Origin of the sequence: Sphaerotilus sp. FB-3, assembly GCF_023706025.1 — a bacterium.
Classification (GTDB): Bacteria; Pseudomonadota; Gammaproteobacteria; order Burkholderiales; family Burkholderiaceae_C; genus Sphaerotilus; species Sphaerotilus sulfidivorans.
On record NZ_BQWE01000037.1, the window covers coordinates 19,266 to 36,649 of the forward strand.

The window sequence follows — 17,384 nt, forward strand, 5'->3', positions numbered from 1 at the left end:
CAGGACCGTGGCACCCTCGTCATCGCCACCGAGGTGCTGGCCGAGACCGCCGGCCTGGTGGCGCTGCCGTGCTATCGCTGGACCCATGTGGTGGTGGTGCCGCCGGACCATGTGCTGGCGCGGGAAGCCGAGCAGGGCCGCACGCTCACGCTGCGCCGGTTGGCCGACTTCCCGCTGATCACCTACGAGGGCGGCTACACCGGCCGATCGCACATCGACCAGGCCTTCGCGCGCCATGGCCTGAAGCCCGATGTCGTGCTGGCGGCGATGGATGCCGATGTCATCAAGACCTATGTCGAGCTGGGCATGGGCGTCGGGCTGGTGGCGTCGATCGCCTATGACGAGAGCCGTGACCTGGACCTGCGCGCGATCGACACCCGTCATCTCTTCGCTGCCAGCATGACCCGGCTGGCGCTGCGCCGCAGCAGCTACCTGCGCCGCTACGCCTACGAGTTCATCCGCTGCTTCGCCTCGCCGCTGACGCCGGAGCTGGTCGAGCGCGCGATGCGCGAGGCCGCCGGCGAGGGCGAGGCGGACGGCGGCGACGAGTTCGAGATCTGAACTCCTGAAGCGCAGGGTGGGGCCTCTCGCGGAAAATAGGCTGCGCGGGAGGAACACCACATGACGCCAGAAGCGCAAGCGCGCCAGATCATCGACAGCAAGCTCGTCCAGGCCGGCTGGATCGTGCAGGACCACAAGGCCATCAACCTCGGCGCCGGGCCGGGCGTGGCTGTGCGAGAGTGTCCGACGGACAGCGGGCCGGCCGACTACCTGCTGTTCGTGCAGCGCCAGGCGGTCGGCGTGATCGAGGCCAAGCGCGACGATGCGGGCGCCACCCTGGTCGCCACGGAACGCCAGACCGCCCGCTACGCCACCGCCCGCCTGAAGTGGCGCCGCGAGGGCACGCCGCTGCGCTTCCTGTTCGAGGCGACGGGGCAGATCATCCGCTTCACCGACACCGCCGACCCGGCGCCGCGCTCGCGCGAGGTGTTCCATTTCTTCCGGCCCGAGACGCTGGCTGACTGGGTGGAGCAGGGCGACACCCTGCGCCGCCGCCTGGTCGAGGCGATGCCCGCGCTGCCGGCCGAGAAGCTGCGCGACTGCCAGATCAGCGCGGTGACGGGGCTGGAGCGCGCGCTGGCGGCCAACCGGCCGCGGGCGCTGATCCACATGGCCACCGGCGCGGGCAAGACCTTCACGGCGATCACGTCGGTGTACCGGCTGCTGAAGTTCGGCGGCGCGAAGCGGGTGCTGTTCCTGGTGGACACGCGCAACCTGGGCCGGCAGGCGCACCAGGAGTTCATGGCCTACACGCCGCCGGATGACGCCCGCCAGTTCACCGAGCTGTACAACGTGCAGCGGCTGTCGTCCCCGAAGATCGACCCGCAGGCGCAGGTCTGCATCAGCACGGTGCAGCGGCTGTATTCGATGCTGTCGGGCCAGCCCATCGACGAATCGGCCGAGGATGTGTCGCTCAACGAGGTGCCGTCGCTGAAGGACCGCACGCCGCCGCCGGTGCGCTACGACGCGGCGGTGCCGGTGGAGACCTTCGACTTCATCGTCATCGACGAGTGCCACCGCAGCATCTACAACCTGTGGAAGCAGGTGCTGGACTACTTCGACGCCTTCCTGATCGGGCTGACCGCGACGCCGGACCGGCGCACCTACGGCTTCTTCAACGAGAACGTGGTGGCGGAGTATCCGTACGAGCAGTCGGTGGTGGACGGGGTGAACGTCGGCTACGACGTGTACGAGATCGCCACCCGGATCACGCAGCAGGGCGCGGTGGTCGAGGCGCAGCAGTGGGTGGACCACCGCGACCGGCAGACGCGCCGCAGGCGCTGGGCCGCGCTGGACGAGGATGTCGCCTATGACGCCAAGGCCCTCGACCGCTCGGTGGTCAACCCGAGCCAGATCCGGCAGGTGATCCAGGCGATGAAGACCGCCGTGGAGACGCAGATCTTCCCCGGGCGCCGGGAGACGCCCAAGACGCTGATCTTCGCCAAGACCGACAGCCACGCCGACGACATCATCCAGACGGTGCGCGAGGTCTACGGGCAGGGCAACGACTTCTGCCGCAAGGTGACGTACAGCGAGAAGGACGCCGACGGGGTGCTGGCGAGCTTTCGCAACGACTTCCATCCGCGCATCGCGGTGACGGTGGACATGATCGCGACGGGGACGGACGTGAAGCCGCTGGAGGTGCTGCTGTTCATGCGCGACGTGCGCAGCCGCGGCTACTACGAGCAGATGAAGGGCCGGGGCGTGCGCAGCCTGAGCGCCGAGGGCCTGCAGCGGGTGAGCGCCAGCGCCGACGGCGCCAAGACGCGCTTCGTGCTGATCGACGCGGTGGGGGTGGAGCAGTCGCTGAAGACGGAGAGCCGGCCGCTGGAGAAGAAGCCGGGCGTGGCGCTGAAGGATCTGCTGCAGGGCGTGGCGATGGGCGTGCGCGACGAGGACACGGTGCTGTCGCTGGCGAACCGGCTGGTGCGGCTGGCCAGGCAGCTCGACGACAAGGCGCAGGCGCGGATCGAGAAGGTGTCGGGCGGCGTGCCGGTGGGCGAGCTGGGGCGGGCGCTGGTGGCGGCGGTGGACCCGGATGCGGTGGTGGCCGCGGCGCTGGAGGCGGCCCGCGCGCGCGGCATCACCCGCGACGAGGACACGCTGCTGCCGGCGGAGATCGAGGCGGCGCGGGCCGAGCGGGCGGCGGCGGCGTGCGCGCCCTTCGACGATCCGGCCCTGCGCGATGCCATCGAGAACGCGCGGCGCGAGCGCGAGCAGGTGATCGACACCGTGAACCTCGATCAGGTGGTGTTCTCCGGCTTCAGCGCGCAGGCCGAGGACCAGGCGCGGGCGGTGATCGCGTCGTTCGCCGAGACGCTGGCGCGCCACCGCGACGAGATCGCGGCGCTGGGGTTCTTCTATCAGCAGCCGTACCAGCGCCGGGCGCTGACCTTCGACATGCTGGAGGAGCTGCATGAGCGCTTGAGCCGGCCGCCGCTGATGCTGACGACCGATCGGCTGTGGGCGGCGTATGCGCGGGTGCAGGCCGGGCAGGTGAAGGGCGCGGACCGGCGGCGGCAGTTGACCGATCTGGTGTCGCTGGTGCGCTTCGCGCTGGGGCTGGAGACGGAGCTGCGGCCCTTCGCCGACGAGGTGGACCGGCGCTTCCAGGCCTGGATCTTCCGCCACAACGCGCAGCGCGCCACCGCCTTCACGCCCGAGCAGACCGACTGGCTGCGGCTGATGAAGGACCACATCGCCAGCAGTTGCAGCATCGGGCGGGAGGATTTCGATTATGCGGAGCTGGCGGGCAAGGGTGGATTGCAGCGGGCTTGGAAACTGTTTGGGGCGGATTTGGATGTGTTGATGGATGAGATGAATCTGGAGTTGGTGGCGTGAAAAAAGAACAACTGCCAAAAAATTGGTCGACGGTAAAACTCGAAGAAACCGGCGAGTACATCAACGGCTTCGCATTCAAGCCAAATCATCGAGAGTCGACCGGACTTCCGATCATTCGCATCCAGAATTTGACTGACGAGACAAAACCACTCAACAGAACCAACATAGCTGTTCCATCGGCATATGAAGTATTTCGTGGCGACATGCTGGTAAGTTGGTCTGCCACCCTGGATGTTTTCATCTGGAGGCGCGAAAAGGCACTGGTCAATCAGCACATTTTTAAAGTAAATCCTGAGGAAAACCTCATAAAAAAGAACCTGCTTTTCTACTGGCTCAAAATTGCAATCGAAGATCTTCAAGAAACGGAACATCTTCACGGCAGCACAATGAAACACATCAATCGTGGCCCATTCTTGGCTCACGAGGTTCCATTGCCGCCTGCTGCAGAACAACCCCGCATCGTCGAAAAACTCGAAGAACTCCTGTCCGACCTCGACGCCGGCGTGGCTGAGCTGAAGGCCGCGCAGCGCAAGCTCGGCCAGTACCGCCAGTCGCTGCTGAAAGCCGCCGTCGAAGGCGCGCTCACGGCGTCATGGCGCGCGCAGCACACGCCCACCGAGACCGGCGCGCAACTGCTGGAGCGCATCCTGACCGAACGCCGCGCCCGCTGGGAAGCCAGGCAGCTCGCCAAGTTCGAGGCCCAGGGCAAGGCGCCGCCGAAGGATTGGCGGAAGAAATACCCGGAGCCGGTGAGGCCGGATATTTCAGATTTACCGAAGTTGCCCCCAAACTGGGTATGGGCCAGCGGTGAACAACTGTGTGAGTTCATCACCAAAGGCACCACTCCCCCCAAAGATCTGGACACAGACGGGGAAAAGACAGTTCCATTCCTCAGAGTGACCAACCTGACAGACAGAGGCGAACTGGACCTCTCAGACAAGGTTTTTGTCTCTGCAAAGACCCATCAAGGTTTTCTTGCCCGCTCGGCGGTCTATCCAGACGATGTACTGATGAACATCGTTGGCCCGCCACTCGGCCAAGTCGCCGTCGTTCCAAAAACCTTCCCAGAGTGGAACATCAATCAGGCGATCGCGATTTTCAGGGCAGTGGACGGCGTATTGCCTGCGTTTATTTGTTGCCACCTGCTGTCACCGGTCGCTCAAAAGTGGCTCAAAGCACGCTCCAAGACAACGGCGGGACAAACCAATCTGACGCTTGAGGTTTGCCGCGAGCTTCCATTTCCGCTTCCCCCGGTTGACGAGCAACAAGCACTCGTTCTGCATTTGACCGCGGCAATTGAGGGCACCGCACGCCAGAATCAAACCATCGACCACGCCCTGAAACAATCCGCCGCCCAGCGCAAGAACATCCTCAAGGCCGCCTTCTCCGGCCAACTGGTCCCGCAAGACCCGGACGATGAGCCGGCGGCGGTGCTGCTGGAGCGGATTCGGGCGGAGCGGGCGGCGACAGCACCGGCTGCTCGGCGGGGGCGGCAGACCAAGGTGACAGCATGAGCATCTGGGACGATGACAGCCTCGACCTCCCCACGCTCGCCGAGTCGGTCGAGCTGGAGTGCAAGGCCGCACAGGGTCGTGACGGGCGGGGCGAGCTGCCCGACGACTTCTGGAAAACCTACAGTGCCATGGCCAACACCGAGGGCGGTGTGATCCTCCTCGGCGTACAGGAAAAGCCGCGCGGGCAGTTCCGCATCCTCGGTCTGGCCGATGTCGAGCGGGTGCGCAAGGCGATCTGGGACAACCTGCACAACCGCAAGCAGATCAGCATCAACCTCCTGTCCGATGCCGATGTGCAACCCGTCGAGATGGACGGTCAACTCGTGCTGCGGATCAGGGTGCCCCGTGCGACCCGGCAGAGCCGGCCCGTCCACCTGGGCGCCAATCCGCTGGGCGGCACCTATCTGCGCCGCCATGAAGGCGACTACCAGGCCGACGATGAGACCGTTCGCCGCCTGCTGGCCGAGCGGGTCGAGAGCAGCCGCGACGAGCGCGTGCTGAAAGGCTTCGACTTCGCCGACCTCGACATGGGCACCATCGCGGCCTACCGCAACCGATTCACCGCCGTGAAGCCCGGCCATGTCTGGGCCGACCTGCCGGTGCCCGAATTCCTCGAACGCATCGGCGCCTATGGCCGCGACCGCGAGCAGGGCCACAGCGGCCTGCGACTGGCCGGACTGCTGATGTTCGGGCGCGCCGAGGTCATCCGCGACGAGCTGCCTCACTACATGGTGGACTACCAGGAGCGCCCGGAGGCCCGCGCCGAAAAACGCTGGATCGACCGCCTGGTGCCGGACGGCACCTGGTCCGGCAATGTCTATGACTTCTTCCGCCTTGTGTACCGGAAGCTGACGGCCGATCTGAAAGTCCCGTTCCAGCTCCAGGACGGCCAGCGCATCGAGGACACCCCCGTTCACGAAGCCCTGCGCGAAGCGCTGGTCAACACCCTGATCCACGCCGATTTTTCGGGGCGCGCCTCGGTGCTGGTGGTCAAGCGGCCGGACATGTTCGGCTTCCGCAATCCCGGCCTGATGCGCATACCGCCCGAACAGGCCGTGCGCGGCGGCACCAGCGATTGCCGCAATCGGCGCCTGCAGGTGATGTTCCAGCTCGTCGGCTTCGGCGATCACGCCGGCTCGGGGCTGCCGAAGATCTACCGCAACTGGGCCGAGCAACACTGGCGCAGCCCCATGCTGCAAGAGAACACGGAACTGGAGCAGACGCTGATCGGTCTGCACATGAGCAGCCTGTTGCCAGCGGAAGCCGTGACCGAACTGGAAGCGCGATTGGGCACGGCCCGTTGCGCTGAACTCTCGGCACTTGAACGGCTGGCGCTGGTCACGGCGGTGGCGGAGCACATGATCAACCACACCCGGTTGAAGGAAATCACGACCGAGCACCCGTCCGATCTGACGAAGACCTTGAGCGCACTGGTCCGGCGTGGTCACTTGATCTCTGAAGGTACCGGACGCGGAACGGTCTATTACCCGGCTTGGCAGCGCATGGGCGCTGCGTTAACACCGGAGCTGTCCGCGTTAACACCGGAGCTGTCCGCGTTAACACCGGAGCTGCCCGCCTTAGCACCGGAGCTTGTGTCGCCAGCACCGGAGGTTGTCGCTGCCTCGGACCTGCGGGTGATCGTGGACCTGAACATGCTGTCGCCAGAAGAACTCGCCCAACTGCGGGTGTTGGCAGCTCCAGTAGCGATGCGTGGTCGATCCTCTCCCGAACCACTCAAACAGATCGTTCTGGCGCTGTGCCGCCACCATTGCATGAGTCTGCGCGCACTGGCTGAACTGCTCGGACGCCATCCCGATGGCGTGGACCTGCGCAAACGCATCCTGAATCCCCTCGTGTCCAGTGGCCAACTGCTGCGCATCTACCCCAATCCCAACGATCCTCGCCAAGCCTATCGCAGCGCCCCGACTCCATGAACACCTCCACCCTCGTCCAGAAAGTCTGGAACTTCTGCCACACCCTGCGCGACGACGGCGTGGGCTACGGCGACTACCTGGAGCAGCTCACCTACCTGCTGTTCCTCAAGATGGCGCACGAGTACGCGCAGGAGCCCTACAAGCGCGACACCCGCGTGCCGCCGAGCCACGACTGGGCCAGCCTGCGCGCCCGCACCGGCGAGCCGCTGGAGGCGCACTACCTCGCCACGCTGCATGTCCTGGGCCAGCAGCCCGGCATGCTGGGCGCCATCTTCTTCAAGGCGCAGAACAAGATCCAGGACCCTGCCAAGCTCTCGCGGCTGGTGCAGCTGATCGACGCGGAAAACTGGGTCGGTCTCGATGCCGACACCAAGGGCGACCTCTACGAAGGTCTGCTGCAGAAGAACGCCGAGGACACCAAGAGCGGCGCGGGCCAGTACTTCACGCCGCGCCCGCTGATCGAGGCCATCGTCGCCTGCGTGCGTCCGCAGCCGATGAAGACCATCGCCGACCCGGCCTGCGGCACCGGCGGCTTCTTCCTCGGCGCCCACCAGTGGCTCACCCGACCCGGTGCCGCCACGCTGGACAAGCGGCAGAAGGCCTTCCTGCGCGACAAGACCTTCTTCGGCAACGAGATCGTGCCGAACACGCGCCGCCTGTGCCTGATGAACCTGTTCCTGCATGGCATCAGTGCGGTCGACGGCGAGCCGGCCATCGACCGCGCCGACGCGCTGGTGAGCGAGCCCAAGACCCGGTTCGACTACGTGCTGGCCAACCCGCCCTTCGGCAAGAAGAGCAGCATGACCATCACCAACGAGGAAGGCGAGGCGGACCGCGAGGCGCTGACCTACGAGCGCCAGGACTTCTGGGAGACCACGTCCAACAAGCAGCTCAACTTCCTGCAGCACATCGTCAGCATGCTCAAGGACACCGGCCAGGCGGCGGTGGTGCTGCCCGACAACGTGCTGTTCGAGGGCGGCGCGGGCGAGAGGATCCGCCGCAAGCTGCTGGCCACCTGCGACGTGCACACCATCCTGCGCCTGCCCACGGGCATCTTCTACGCGCAAGGCGTCAAGGCCAACGTGGTGTTCTTCGACGCGAAACCGAAGGCCGAGCAGCCCCAGACCCAGGGCATCTGGTTCTACGACCTGCGCACCAACCGGCACTTCACCCTCAAGACCCGGCCGCTCCGGACGGACGACCTGCAGGACTTCATCGCCTGCTACAACCCGGAGAACCGCCACCTGCGCCAGGCCAGCGAGCGCTTCCGGTTCTATCCGTACGAGGAGCTGATCGGCCGCGACAAGGCCAGCCTGGACCTGTTCTGGCTCAAGGACGACAGCCTGGACAACCTCGATGAACTGCCCCCGCCGGACGTGCTGCAGCAGGAGATCATCGAGCACCTGGAGGCGGCGCTGTCGGCCTTTCGGGACGTGGCGGCGGCGCTGCCGACCTCGGCGGTCGAGGTCGTGAAGTCGGCCTGAGGCGCAGCCCTCAGCCCGCCCGCGTCTCCACCTCGAAGCCGATCAGATTGCGCTCGGCGCGGCCGAAGGTGATGCCGATCAGGTGGACCGGCTCGCCGCGGCCGAGGTACTTGTCGGCGTAGCCGCGCGCGCGGATCTGCGCCAGCGCCTCGCCGCCGGCCTGGCGCTCGACCACCTTGAACTCGAACAGGAAGACCTGGCCGGCGTGGCGCACCGTCATGTCGATGCGGCCGTGGCTGGTGGCGTCCTCGACCTGCACGTCCAGCCCCATCGCGGCGAAGTGGCTGTAGAAGACGCTGGCGTAGTGACCCTCGAAGCCGGCCAGCGCATTGCGGCGGTACCAGTCGCTGGGAATGCTGGCGAACAGCGCCTTCAGCTGCGTCTGCAGCCCGGCCCAGTCGGCCGTGCGCAGCAGGTCGCGCGCACGGGCGCGGGCGGCGACCTGCTGGCGCGCCGGCACGCCGTAGACCGGCAGCAGCGCGCGGTTCAGCGCCGTCTCGACCTCGTGGTTCGGATAGCCGAGCGTGTAGATCGGCTCCTCCTCGGGCGTGGCCGGGGTGGCCGAGCGGATCGTCAGGTAGCCGGTCTGGAACAGCAGCGCCTCGGGCTCGATGTGCTCGACATCGAAGCTCGACAGCAGCGAGGCGTCGCTCTGCAGCCGCGCCAGGTCCGGGGTGAAGAAGCGCCGCTCGGCCAGCAGGTCGAGCAGGAAGGTCGGCGTGCCGGTCTCGAACCAGTAGGCCGCGAACTGCCGGTTCGCGAACAGCAGCAGCACGTCGAAGGGGTTGTAGACGCTGGTGCCGCCCCAGTTGTAGCCGTTGTACCAGCGCCGGATCTGCGCGCGGTCCAGCCCGGGCAGCTCGGGCGCGAACACCGTGTCGATGTCGGCGTCGGTGTAGCCGCACAGCGCGCTCCAGCGCGCCTCCAGCGTGATGTCGCGCAGGTTGTTCAGCCCGGAGAACAGGCTCACCTTGCTGAACTTCGACACCCCCGTCAGCAGCACGAACTTCAGGTGCGCGTCGGCGCCCTTGAGCACCGAGTAGAAGTCGCGCAGGCCCTCGCGCATCGCCGCCGCGACTGGCGCGTCGGTCAGGTTGTCGAGAATGGGCTTGTCGTACTCGTCGACCAGCACCACCACGGCCTGGCCGGTCTGGCGCTGCACCTGCCGGATCAGCTCGCCGAACTGGCCGGCCAGATCGTCGGGGTCCGGGCCGTCGAGCGCCGCGATGCCCAGGTCCTCGCGGTTCAGGCGCAGCTGGTCGCGGATGCGCCGGTCCAGCTCGGCGCGGTCGCGCAGCACCCCGTCGGCGAAGCTGATGCGGATGACCGCATGGCGCGTCGACCAGTCCCAGCGCGACTCGGCCGCCAGGCCCTCGAACAGCGCCTGCTGGCCTTCGAACAGCGCCTTGATCGTGTCGACCAGCAGGCTCTTGCCGAAGCGGCGCGGGCGGCTGAGGAAGTAGTGCTTGCCGGCCTCGATCAGGTCGACGATCAGGCCGCTCTTGTCGACGTAGTAGTGGCCGCCCTGGCGGATCTCGCGCAGGTTCTGGATGCCGATGGGCAGCTTGCGCCGCGGCAGCGGCAGCGCGGGCGACAGAGGCGAAGGTGCGTCCATGGGCGACGAGTGTACGCACGGGCGGCCGCCGCGGGGCAGGCCGTCCGGCGCCTCAGATCGCCGCGGCCGGATCGTCCGCCACGCTCGTGCCGCTGGCGTCGAAGCGGGTGATGCGGCGCGGCTTCAGGTACACCGTGCTGCCCGGGCGCAGGCCCAGGCGCTCGCGCAGGCCGTTCCAGGCTTCGCGCGAGAGCTCGACGTCGACCGGCGCCTCGTCGCCCTGGCGGCGCAGCTCCAGGCGGGTGTTCGGGCCCACCGTCAGCACATGGGCCAGCGTGGCGGTCCAGCTGCCGGGCTCGGGCGCGGCCACCAGGTCGATCTCGTGCGGGCGCACGTAGCTGACCTCGCCGCCGAGTCCGCCGCCGCCGACGCCGTGCGCCGGCTGACCCGGCGCATGGTCGCGCCGGCCGTGGAAGAGGTTGACGTCGCCGAGGAACTGCAGCACGAAGGGCGTGGCCGGCCGGTCGTAGACCTCGTCCGGGCTGCCGACCTGCTCGACGCGGCCCTCGTTCATCACGACGATGCGGTCGGCGACCTCCATCGCCTCCTCCTGGTCGTGCGTGACGAAGACGCTGGTGACGTGCATCTCGTCGTGCAGACGGCGCAGCCAGCGGCGCAGCTCCTTGCGCACCTTGGCGTCGAGTGCGCCGAAGGGCTCGTCGAGCAGCAGCACCTTGGGCTCGACCGCCAGCGCCCGGGCCAGCGCGATGCGCTGGCGCTGGCCGCCGGAGAGCTGGTGCGGATAGCGCTCGGCCAGCCCCTCGAGCTGCACCAGCTTCAGCAGCTCGCTGACCTTGGCGCGGATGGCCGCCTCGGTGGGGCGCGTGGCCTTCGGGCGCACGCGCAGGCCGAAAGCCACGTTCTCGAAGATGGTCATCTGCGGGAACAGCGCGTAGTGCTGGAAGACGAAACCGACCTGGCGCTCGCGCACGCTGGCGTCGGTGGCGTCCTCGCCGTGGAACAGCACCTGGCCCGCGTCGGGCACCTCCAGGCCGGCGATCATGCGCAGCAGCGTGGTCTTGCCCGAGCCCGACGGGCCCAGCAGCGCCACCAGCTCGCCCGAGCCGATGGTCAGGTTCACGTTGTCGCAGACGGTCAGCGCGCCGAAGCGCTTGTTCAGATCACGGATCTCGATGCTCATGGCGTCTCGCGGTGTCGGTTCAGTGCGTGTCGTCCTGGCGGGCGCTGCTCAGCTGCGCCTTCACCCGCTGTTCGACCAGGTATTTCAGTCCGAGCGTGACCAGCGCCAGCCCGGCCAGCAGCGACGACACCGCAAAGGCCGCCGCGAACTGGTATTCGTTGTAGAGGATCTCGATGTGCAGCGGCATCGTGTTGGTCTGGCCGCGGATGTGGCCCGACACCACCGAGACGGCGCCGAACTCGCCCATCGCGCGGGCATTGCACAGGATCACGCCGTACAGCAGCGCCCACTTGATGTTGGGCAGCGTCACGCGCCGGAACACCTGCCAGCCGCTGGCGCCCAGCACCACGGCGGCTTCTTCCTGCTCGCGGCCCTGCGCCTGCATCAGCGGGATCAGCTCGCGTGCCACGAAGGGGAAGGTGATGAAGACGGTGGCCAGCACGATGCCCGGCACCGCGAAGATCACCTTCAGGTCATGGTCGCGCAAGGCTTCGCCGAACCAGCCCTGCAGGCCGAACACCAGCACGAAGATCAGGCCGGCGATCACCGGGCTGACCGAGAAGGGCAGGTCGATCAGCGTCAGCAGCAGGCTCTTGCCCCGGAACTCGAACTTGGCGATGCACCAGGCCGCGGCCACGCCGAAGACCAGGTTCAGCGGCACCGAGATCGCCGCGGCGATCAGGGTCAGCCAGATGGCCGAGCGCGCGTCGTCCTCGACCAGGGCCGCCAGGTAGACATCCCAGCCCTTCTTCAGGGCCTCGAAGAAGACGGTGGCCAGCGGCACGAACAGGAACAGCGCCAGGAACAGCAGCGCCACCGCGATCAATGTGCGCCGCACCCAGGCCGGTTCGGCGGTGGCGTTGCGCTCTTCAGCGCTGGAAGACATCTGGGGTCCGCTCATGATGTTCTCGTCTCACTGGCCCTGGCGCTTGCGCGTCCAGGCCTGCAGCAGGTTGATGACCAGCAGCATCACGAAGCTCATCAGCAGCATCACGACCGCGATCGCGGTGGCGCCGGGCACGTCGTACTGCTCGAGCTTGCTGATGATCATCAGCGGCGTGATCTCGCTGACCATCGGCAGGTTGCCGGCGATGAAGATCACCGAGCCGTACTCGCCCAGCGCGCGGGCGAAGGCCAGCGCGAAGCCGGTGGTCAGCGCCGGCAGCAGGATCGGCAGGATCACCAGCCGGAAGGTCTGCCAGCGGTCGGCGCCCAGCGTCGCGGCGGCTTCCTCGTATTCCTTCGACAGGTCTTCCAGCACCGGCTGCAGCGTGCGCACCACGAAGGGCAGGCCGATGAACAGCAGCGCGACGAACACGCCGACCGGCGTGAAGCTGACCTTGAACGGCAGCCACTGGCCGATCAGGCCGTTCTCGGCATAGAGCGCGGTCAGCGTGATGCCGGCCACCGCGGTCGGCAGCGCGAAGGGCAGGTCCACCAGCGCGTCGACCAGGCGCTTGAACGGGAAGTCGTAGCGCACCAGCACCCAGGCGATGATCAGCCCGAAGACCGCGTTGATCGCGGCGGCCGCCAGCGAGGCGCCGAAGGTCAGCCGGTAGGACGCGACCACCCGGGGCGAGGAGACCGCGTCCCAGAAGGCCGGCCAAGTCATCGAGGCGGCCTTCAGGAAGGCGGCCGCCAGCGGGATCAGGACGATCAGGCTCAGATAGAGCAGCGTGAAGCCCAGCGCGAGATCGAAGCCGGGCAGCACGCTGTGACGGCGCAGCAGCGCGCGGGAGAACAGCATGGCGAGGAGGGGCGGTGAGACTTACTTGCGGCTGGCGCCGAGGATCTGGTCGTAGACGCCGCCGTCGTTGAAGTGCTCGGCCTGGGCCTTCTTCCAGCTGCCGAAGATCTCGTCGACGGTGAAGGTCGGCACGGCCGGGAAATCCTTGGCGTACTTCGCCACCACCTTCGGGTCGCGCACGCGCAGGTTGTGCTTCGCGGCGATCTCCTGGGCTTCCTCGCTCCAGAGGTATTTCAGGTAGGCCTCGGCCTGCTTGCGGCTGCCCTTGCGGTCGACCACCTTGTCGACCACCGCGACCGGGTTCTCGGCCAGAACGGTGCTCTTCGGATAGACCATGTCGAAGTTCTTTCCGAACTCCTCGACGATGGACTGCACCTCGCTCTCGAAGGTCACCAGCACGTCGCCCATGTTGCGCTGCGCGAAGGTGGTGGTGGCCGCGCGGCCGCCGCCGTCGAAGACCGGCACGTTGGCGAAGATCTTCTGCGTGAGGTCGCGCGCCTGCGCCGGCGTGCCGCCGGCCTTGATCACCGAGCCCCAGGCGGCCAGGTAGCCGTAGCGGCCGTTGCCGGTGACCTTCGGGTTGGGGATGATGACCGAGGTGCCCGGGCGTGCCAGATCGGCCCAGTCCTTCACGCCCTTCGGATTGCCCTTGCGCACCAGGAAGATGGTCATCGAGCTGGTCGGCGCGGCGTTGTTCGGCAGGCGCTTGGCCCAGTCGGCGGCGATCAGGCCCTTGTCGGCGACCACGTCGATGTCCAGCGCCTGGTTCATCGTGATGACATCGGCCTCCAGGCCCTCGATGACGCCGCGGGCCTGCTTGCTCGAGCCGCCATGCGACTGGTTCAGCACGATGTCCTCGCCGGTGGTCTTCTTCCAGTGCGCGGCGAAGGCCTTGTTGTAGTCCTTGTAGAACTCGCGCGAGACGTCGTAGCTGACGTTGAGCAGCGGCGGCGCGGCCAGCGCGGCACCGGCCGGCATCAGGCCGGCGAGGGCGGTCAGGGCGGCGGCAGCGTTGCGCAGAAGTTGGCGACGGGTCGTGTGCTTCATGTCGGGCTCGTGGGCGGAGAGGCTGCGGATCGTAGAACCGGCGCGTTCTGCGTACAACGCATTTTTTGTTGGTTGCTTATGCGGATGGCGAATATCAAGACCATCTGCTGCGTTCATCGCCGGGTGACGACGCGGTCGAAGGTGCCGCCGTCGCTGAAGTGCGTCTTCTGGGCCTCGCGCCAGCTGCCGAACACGTCGTCGAGGCGGAACAGCTCGATCTTCGGGAACTGCGCGGCGTACTTCGCCGCCGCCTTCGGGTCGATCGGGCGGTAGTAGTTCTGGCCGGCCAGATCCTGGCCTTCGGCCGAGTACAGGTACTCCAGATAGCCCTGCGCGACCGCGCGCGTGCCCTTCTTGTCGACCACCTTGTCGACCACCGCCACCGGCGGCTCGGCCAGGATGGACTGCGCGGGGGCGACGATCTCGAACTTGCCCGGGCCCAGCTCCTTGAGCGCCAGCAGCGCCTCGTTCTCCCAGGCCAGCAGCACGTCGCCGATGCCGCGCTCGACGAAGGTGACGGTGGAGGCGCGCGCGCCGGTGTCGAGCACCGGCACGTTGGCGAAGAGCTTCTGCACAAACTCCAGCGCCTTCGCGTCGGAGCCGGAGGTCTTCTTCGCCCAGCCCCAGGCGGCCAGGTAGTTCCAGCGCGCGCCGCCCGAGGTCTTCGGGTTCGGCGTGATCACCGAGACGCCCGGCCGGGCCAGATCCGCCCAGTCCTTGACGCCCTTCGGATTGCCCTTGCGCACCAGGAAGACGATGGTCGAGGTGTAGGGCGAGCTGGCGTGCGGCAGGCGCTTCTGCCAGTCGGCGGGCAGCAGTTTGGCCTTGTCGGCGATCTCGTCGATGTCGTAGGCCAGCGCCAGCGTGACCACGTCGGCCTCCAGCCCGTCGATGACCGAGCGGGCCTGCTTGCCCGAGCCGCCGTGCGAGGCCTTGACCGTCACGGTGTCGCCGGTCTTGGCCTTCCAGTGCGCGGCGAAGGCCTTGTTGAAGTCCTGGTAGAGCTCGCGCGTCGGGTCGTAGGAGACGTTGAGCAGCGTGAAGTCGCGGGCCTGTGCCTGGGGTGCCAGCGTCATCGCACCGGCGCCCAGCGCGAAGGTCAGGGTCAGGGACAGGGCGTGCAGGGTGGGGCGGAGGCGCATCGGTTCGGCTCTTTCGGTGGGGGGTCGAGATGGTGTCGATGCTAGACAGCGCGCCTTCTGCGACCAACGAATCGATTCGAGGATCGACATGCGCCGGACGCATGAGAAATCCGAGTGCACCTCAGGGATATATTGTATTGTCTGGTCAATCATTGATCAGTCAATGAAAATTGCCCCCATGAACGAACACCAGACCGGACACGATGCGATCGGCGCGCTGCCGCCGATCTACGACAGCAGCACCTACAGCCCCGACCGCAGCCTGGGCCTGCTGATGCGCCGGGTGCTGAGTTCGGTGCTGATGGAGGCCGACCGGCGGCTGGCCGAGCACGACCTGACGCATGCGCAGTGGCTGCCGCTGTTCAAGCTGCTCAAGGGCTGCCCGGACAGCGTGACCGCGGCGGCGCTGGCGCGCGATCTCGATGTCGATCCGGCGGCGATCACCCGCCTGTTCGACCGGCTCGAGGCCAAGGGCCTGGTGCGGCGCGAGCGCTCGACCAGCGATCGCCGCGTCGTGCATCTGGTGCTGACCGAGGCGGGCCGCGAGGTGGCCGAGAAGGTGCCGCCGGTGCTGGTCGATGTGTTCAACGCGCACCTCGCCGGCTTCCGGCCCGAGGAGTTCGAGCTGCTGATGTCGCTGCTGCAGCGCATGCTGGCCAATGGCGAGGCGATGCGCGGAGGGCGAGCCTGAGCGGGCTGACGACTGGGTAGCTGATTCAGTCTTCCAGCGCCCGCTGCCAGCGCTGGCGCACGAAGTCGATGTGGCGGCGCGCCGCCTGAGCGGCGCCGGCCGGGTCGCGCGCCTCGATGCGGCGCCACAGCGCCTCGTGCTGCGCGGCCAGCGCGCGCGCCTCGGCCGAGTCCGGCGCCAGATCGGCGATGCTGATGTGCACATGCTCGTGCAGCAGCGCCAGCAGCGTCGCTACCAGGTAGGAGAAGACCGGGTTGCGGGCCGCATCGGCGATCGCGCGGTGGAAGGCGACATCGGCGCGCACCTGCGCCGGGCGGTCGCGTCCGGCATAGGCCGCGGCCACCGCCTCGTGGCAGGCGGCCAGCCGCGCCAGGTCGGTCTCGTCGGCCCGCTCGGCGGCCAGCTCGGCGCAGCGCGCCTCGAGCATGTCGCGGAATTCCAGCAGGTCGGCCTGCATCAGCGGCTGGCGCTGCAGCAGCTGGGTCCAGGCGTCGGCGCGGCGCGCGTCGGGCTGATCGCTGACGAAGGTGCCGGTGCCGTGGCGGCGCAGCACCAGCCCGCGCTCGGCCAGCTGTCCGAGCGCCTCGCGCAGCGCCGCGCGCGACACGCCCAGCCGCATCGCCCAGTCGCGCTCGGGCGGCAGGCGCTCGCCCGGGCGGTGCTCGCCGGCCAGGATCGCACGCTCCAGGCGCGAGGCGAGCTGGTCAGGCAGGCGGGCGGCGAGGGCGTGCTTCATCGGGACAGGCGGCGCGGAAAATTGGTCAGACCACTATAGAGGCATTCCAGGGCACGCGCATCATCGGCTTCCCCAGCGTCCCACCGGATCCGCCACCGCCCGATCGCCATGCCCAAGCCTTCTTCCGTCTATTTCTTCGCCACCTGCGTCGTCGACCTGATGGCGCCGCAGGCCGGCATGGACGCGATCGCGCTGCTGCGCGACGCCGGCCTGCGGGTCGAGTTCCCGCAGGCGCAGAGCTGCTGCGGCCAGCCGGCCTACACCAGCGGCTACACCGACGAGGCGCGCACCGTCGCGGCGGCGCAGCTCGATCTCTTTCCCGAGGCCTGGCCGATCGTCGTGCCCTCGGGCTCGTGCGCCGGGATGATGGTGCACCACTGGCCGCGGCTGTTCGCCGAGGATCCGGCGCGGCTGGCGAAGGCGCGCGACATCGGCGCGCGGGTGGTCGAGTTCAGCACCTTCGCGCGCGACGTGCTGGGGCTGGGCGAGCGGCTGGCCGCGGCGCCATCCAACCGACCGGTGAAGGTGGCGCTGCACACCTCGTGCTCGGCGCGGCGCGAGATGGGCGTGCATGTGCCCAGCCGCGCGCTGCTGGAGGCGCTGCCCGGCGTCGAGGTGGTGGCGCAGGCGCGCGAGGCCGAGTGCTGCGGCTTCGGCGGCACCTTCTCGGCACGTCATCCGGCGATCTCGGGCGCGATGGTCGAGGACAAGCTCGCCAGCGTGCGCGATGCCGGCGCCGAGGTGCTGGTCAGCGCCGACTGCGGCTGCCTGCTCAACCTGCACCACGCCGCCCAGAAGCGCGGCGGCTGCGCCGCCGGCGAGCCGCGCTGCGTGCACCTCGGCAGCTTCCTGCGCGAGCGCCTGGGCCTGCCGGGCGCGGCGCAGCAGGTCACCGACTGACCCTCGACGCATCAACGACGGATCACCGAGC

13 protein-coding genes and 1 pseudogene are annotated in these 17,384 nt (G+C 67.9%); 7 read left to right on the plus strand and 7 right to left on the minus strand.

From position 1 onward, the window contains the following. Positions 1-21 precede the first annotated feature (21 nt). The 5 genes and pseudogenes from NFT33_RS14290 to NFT33_RS14310 all read left to right on the plus strand — a co-directional run. Positions 22-561 (plus strand): annotated as a pseudogene (locus tag NFT33_RS14290) (LysR substrate-binding domain-containing protein); the annotation flags it as partial. Positions 562-621: 60 nt separating this feature from the next. Continuing rightward, positions 622-3,402 (plus strand): type I restriction endonuclease subunit R, encoded by a 2,781-nt coding sequence (locus NFT33_RS14295; protein WP_251676329.1) that lies wholly within the window; start codon positions 622-624, stop codon positions 3,400-3,402. After that, entirely contained in the window at positions 3,399-4,916 is a 1,518-nt protein-coding gene (locus NFT33_RS14300; protein ID WP_251676331.1) for a restriction endonuclease subunit S, read from the plus strand. Before NFT33_RS14295 ends, NFT33_RS14300 begins: the two co-directional genes overlap by 4 nt. Further along, complete coding sequence (locus NFT33_RS14305; protein ID WP_251676333.1) at positions 4,913-6,850, plus strand: RNA-binding domain-containing protein; 1,938 nt, start codon at positions 4,913-4,915, stop codon at positions 6,848-6,850. Before NFT33_RS14300 ends, NFT33_RS14305 begins: the two co-directional genes overlap by 4 nt. Beyond that, the gene (locus NFT33_RS14310; protein WP_309296154.1) at positions 6,847-8,334 is read left to right on the plus strand and encodes a class I SAM-dependent DNA methyltransferase; all 1,488 of its coding nucleotides are present in this window, start codon (positions 6,847-6,849) and stop codon (positions 8,332-8,334) included. Before NFT33_RS14305 ends, NFT33_RS14310 begins: the two co-directional genes overlap by 4 nt. 10 nt (positions 8,335-8,344) lie before the next feature. Here NFT33_RS14310 and NFT33_RS14320 read toward each other — a convergent pair whose 3' ends face one another. From NFT33_RS14320 to NFT33_RS14345, 6 genes are all read right to left on the minus strand, one after another. After that, on the minus strand, positions 8,345-9,949 hold the full coding sequence (locus NFT33_RS14320; protein ID WP_251676335.1) for an ATP-binding protein: 1,605 nt from the start codon (positions 9,947-9,949) through the stop codon (positions 8,345-8,347). A gap of 52 nt (positions 9,950-10,001) precedes the next feature. Then, positions 10,002-11,090 (minus strand): sulfate/molybdate ABC transporter ATP-binding protein, encoded by a 1,089-nt coding sequence (locus NFT33_RS14325; protein ID WP_251676337.1) that lies wholly within the window; start codon positions 11,088-11,090, stop codon positions 10,002-10,004. Between the two features lie 19 nt (positions 11,091-11,109). Next, complete coding sequence (cysW, locus tag NFT33_RS14330; RefSeq protein ID WP_251676339.1) at positions 11,110-11,991, minus strand: sulfate ABC transporter permease subunit CysW; 882 nt, start codon at positions 11,989-11,991, stop codon at positions 11,110-11,112. Positions 11,992-12,003: 12 nt separating this feature from the next. Further along, positions 12,004-12,837 carry a sulfate ABC transporter permease subunit CysT gene (cysT, locus tag NFT33_RS14335; RefSeq protein WP_251676341.1) on the minus strand — a complete coding sequence of 278 codons (834 nt, stop codon included), beginning with the start codon at positions 12,835-12,837 and terminating at the stop codon, positions 12,004-12,006. Between the two features lie 21 nt (positions 12,838-12,858). Beyond that, positions 12,859-13,884 carry a sulfate ABC transporter substrate-binding protein gene (locus tag NFT33_RS14340; protein ID WP_251676343.1) on the minus strand — a complete coding sequence of 342 codons (1,026 nt, stop codon included), beginning with the start codon at positions 13,882-13,884 and terminating at the stop codon, positions 12,859-12,861. 113 nt (positions 13,885-13,997) lie between these two features. Next, positions 13,998-15,026 carry a sulfate ABC transporter substrate-binding protein gene (locus NFT33_RS14345; RefSeq protein ID WP_259373344.1) on the minus strand — a complete coding sequence of 343 codons (1,029 nt, stop codon included), beginning with the start codon at positions 15,024-15,026 and terminating at the stop codon, positions 13,998-14,000. A 178-nt stretch (positions 15,027-15,204) separates the two neighbouring features. On the opposite strand from NFT33_RS14345, the gene NFT33_RS14350 reads away from it, so the two are divergent. Continuing rightward, the gene (locus NFT33_RS14350; RefSeq protein WP_251676346.1) at positions 15,205-15,717 is read left to right on the plus strand and encodes a MarR family winged helix-turn-helix transcriptional regulator; all 513 of its coding nucleotides are present in this window, start codon (positions 15,205-15,207) and stop codon (positions 15,715-15,717) included. A gap of 25 nt (positions 15,718-15,742) precedes the next feature. Here the strand turns inward: NFT33_RS14350 and NFT33_RS14355 are convergent, their stop codons facing one another. Continuing rightward, positions 15,743-16,453, minus strand: a complete 711-nt coding sequence (locus NFT33_RS14355; protein ID WP_220786578.1) for a FadR/GntR family transcriptional regulator — start codon at positions 16,451-16,453, stop codon at positions 15,743-15,745. A gap of 108 nt (positions 16,454-16,561) precedes the next feature. On the opposite strand from NFT33_RS14355, the gene NFT33_RS14360 reads away from it, so the two are divergent. Beyond that, positions 16,562-17,353 (plus strand): (Fe-S)-binding protein, encoded by a 792-nt coding sequence (locus NFT33_RS14360; RefSeq protein ID WP_251676347.1) that lies wholly within the window; start codon positions 16,562-16,564, stop codon positions 17,351-17,353. The last annotated feature ends 31 nt before the right edge of the window (positions 17,354-17,384 follow it).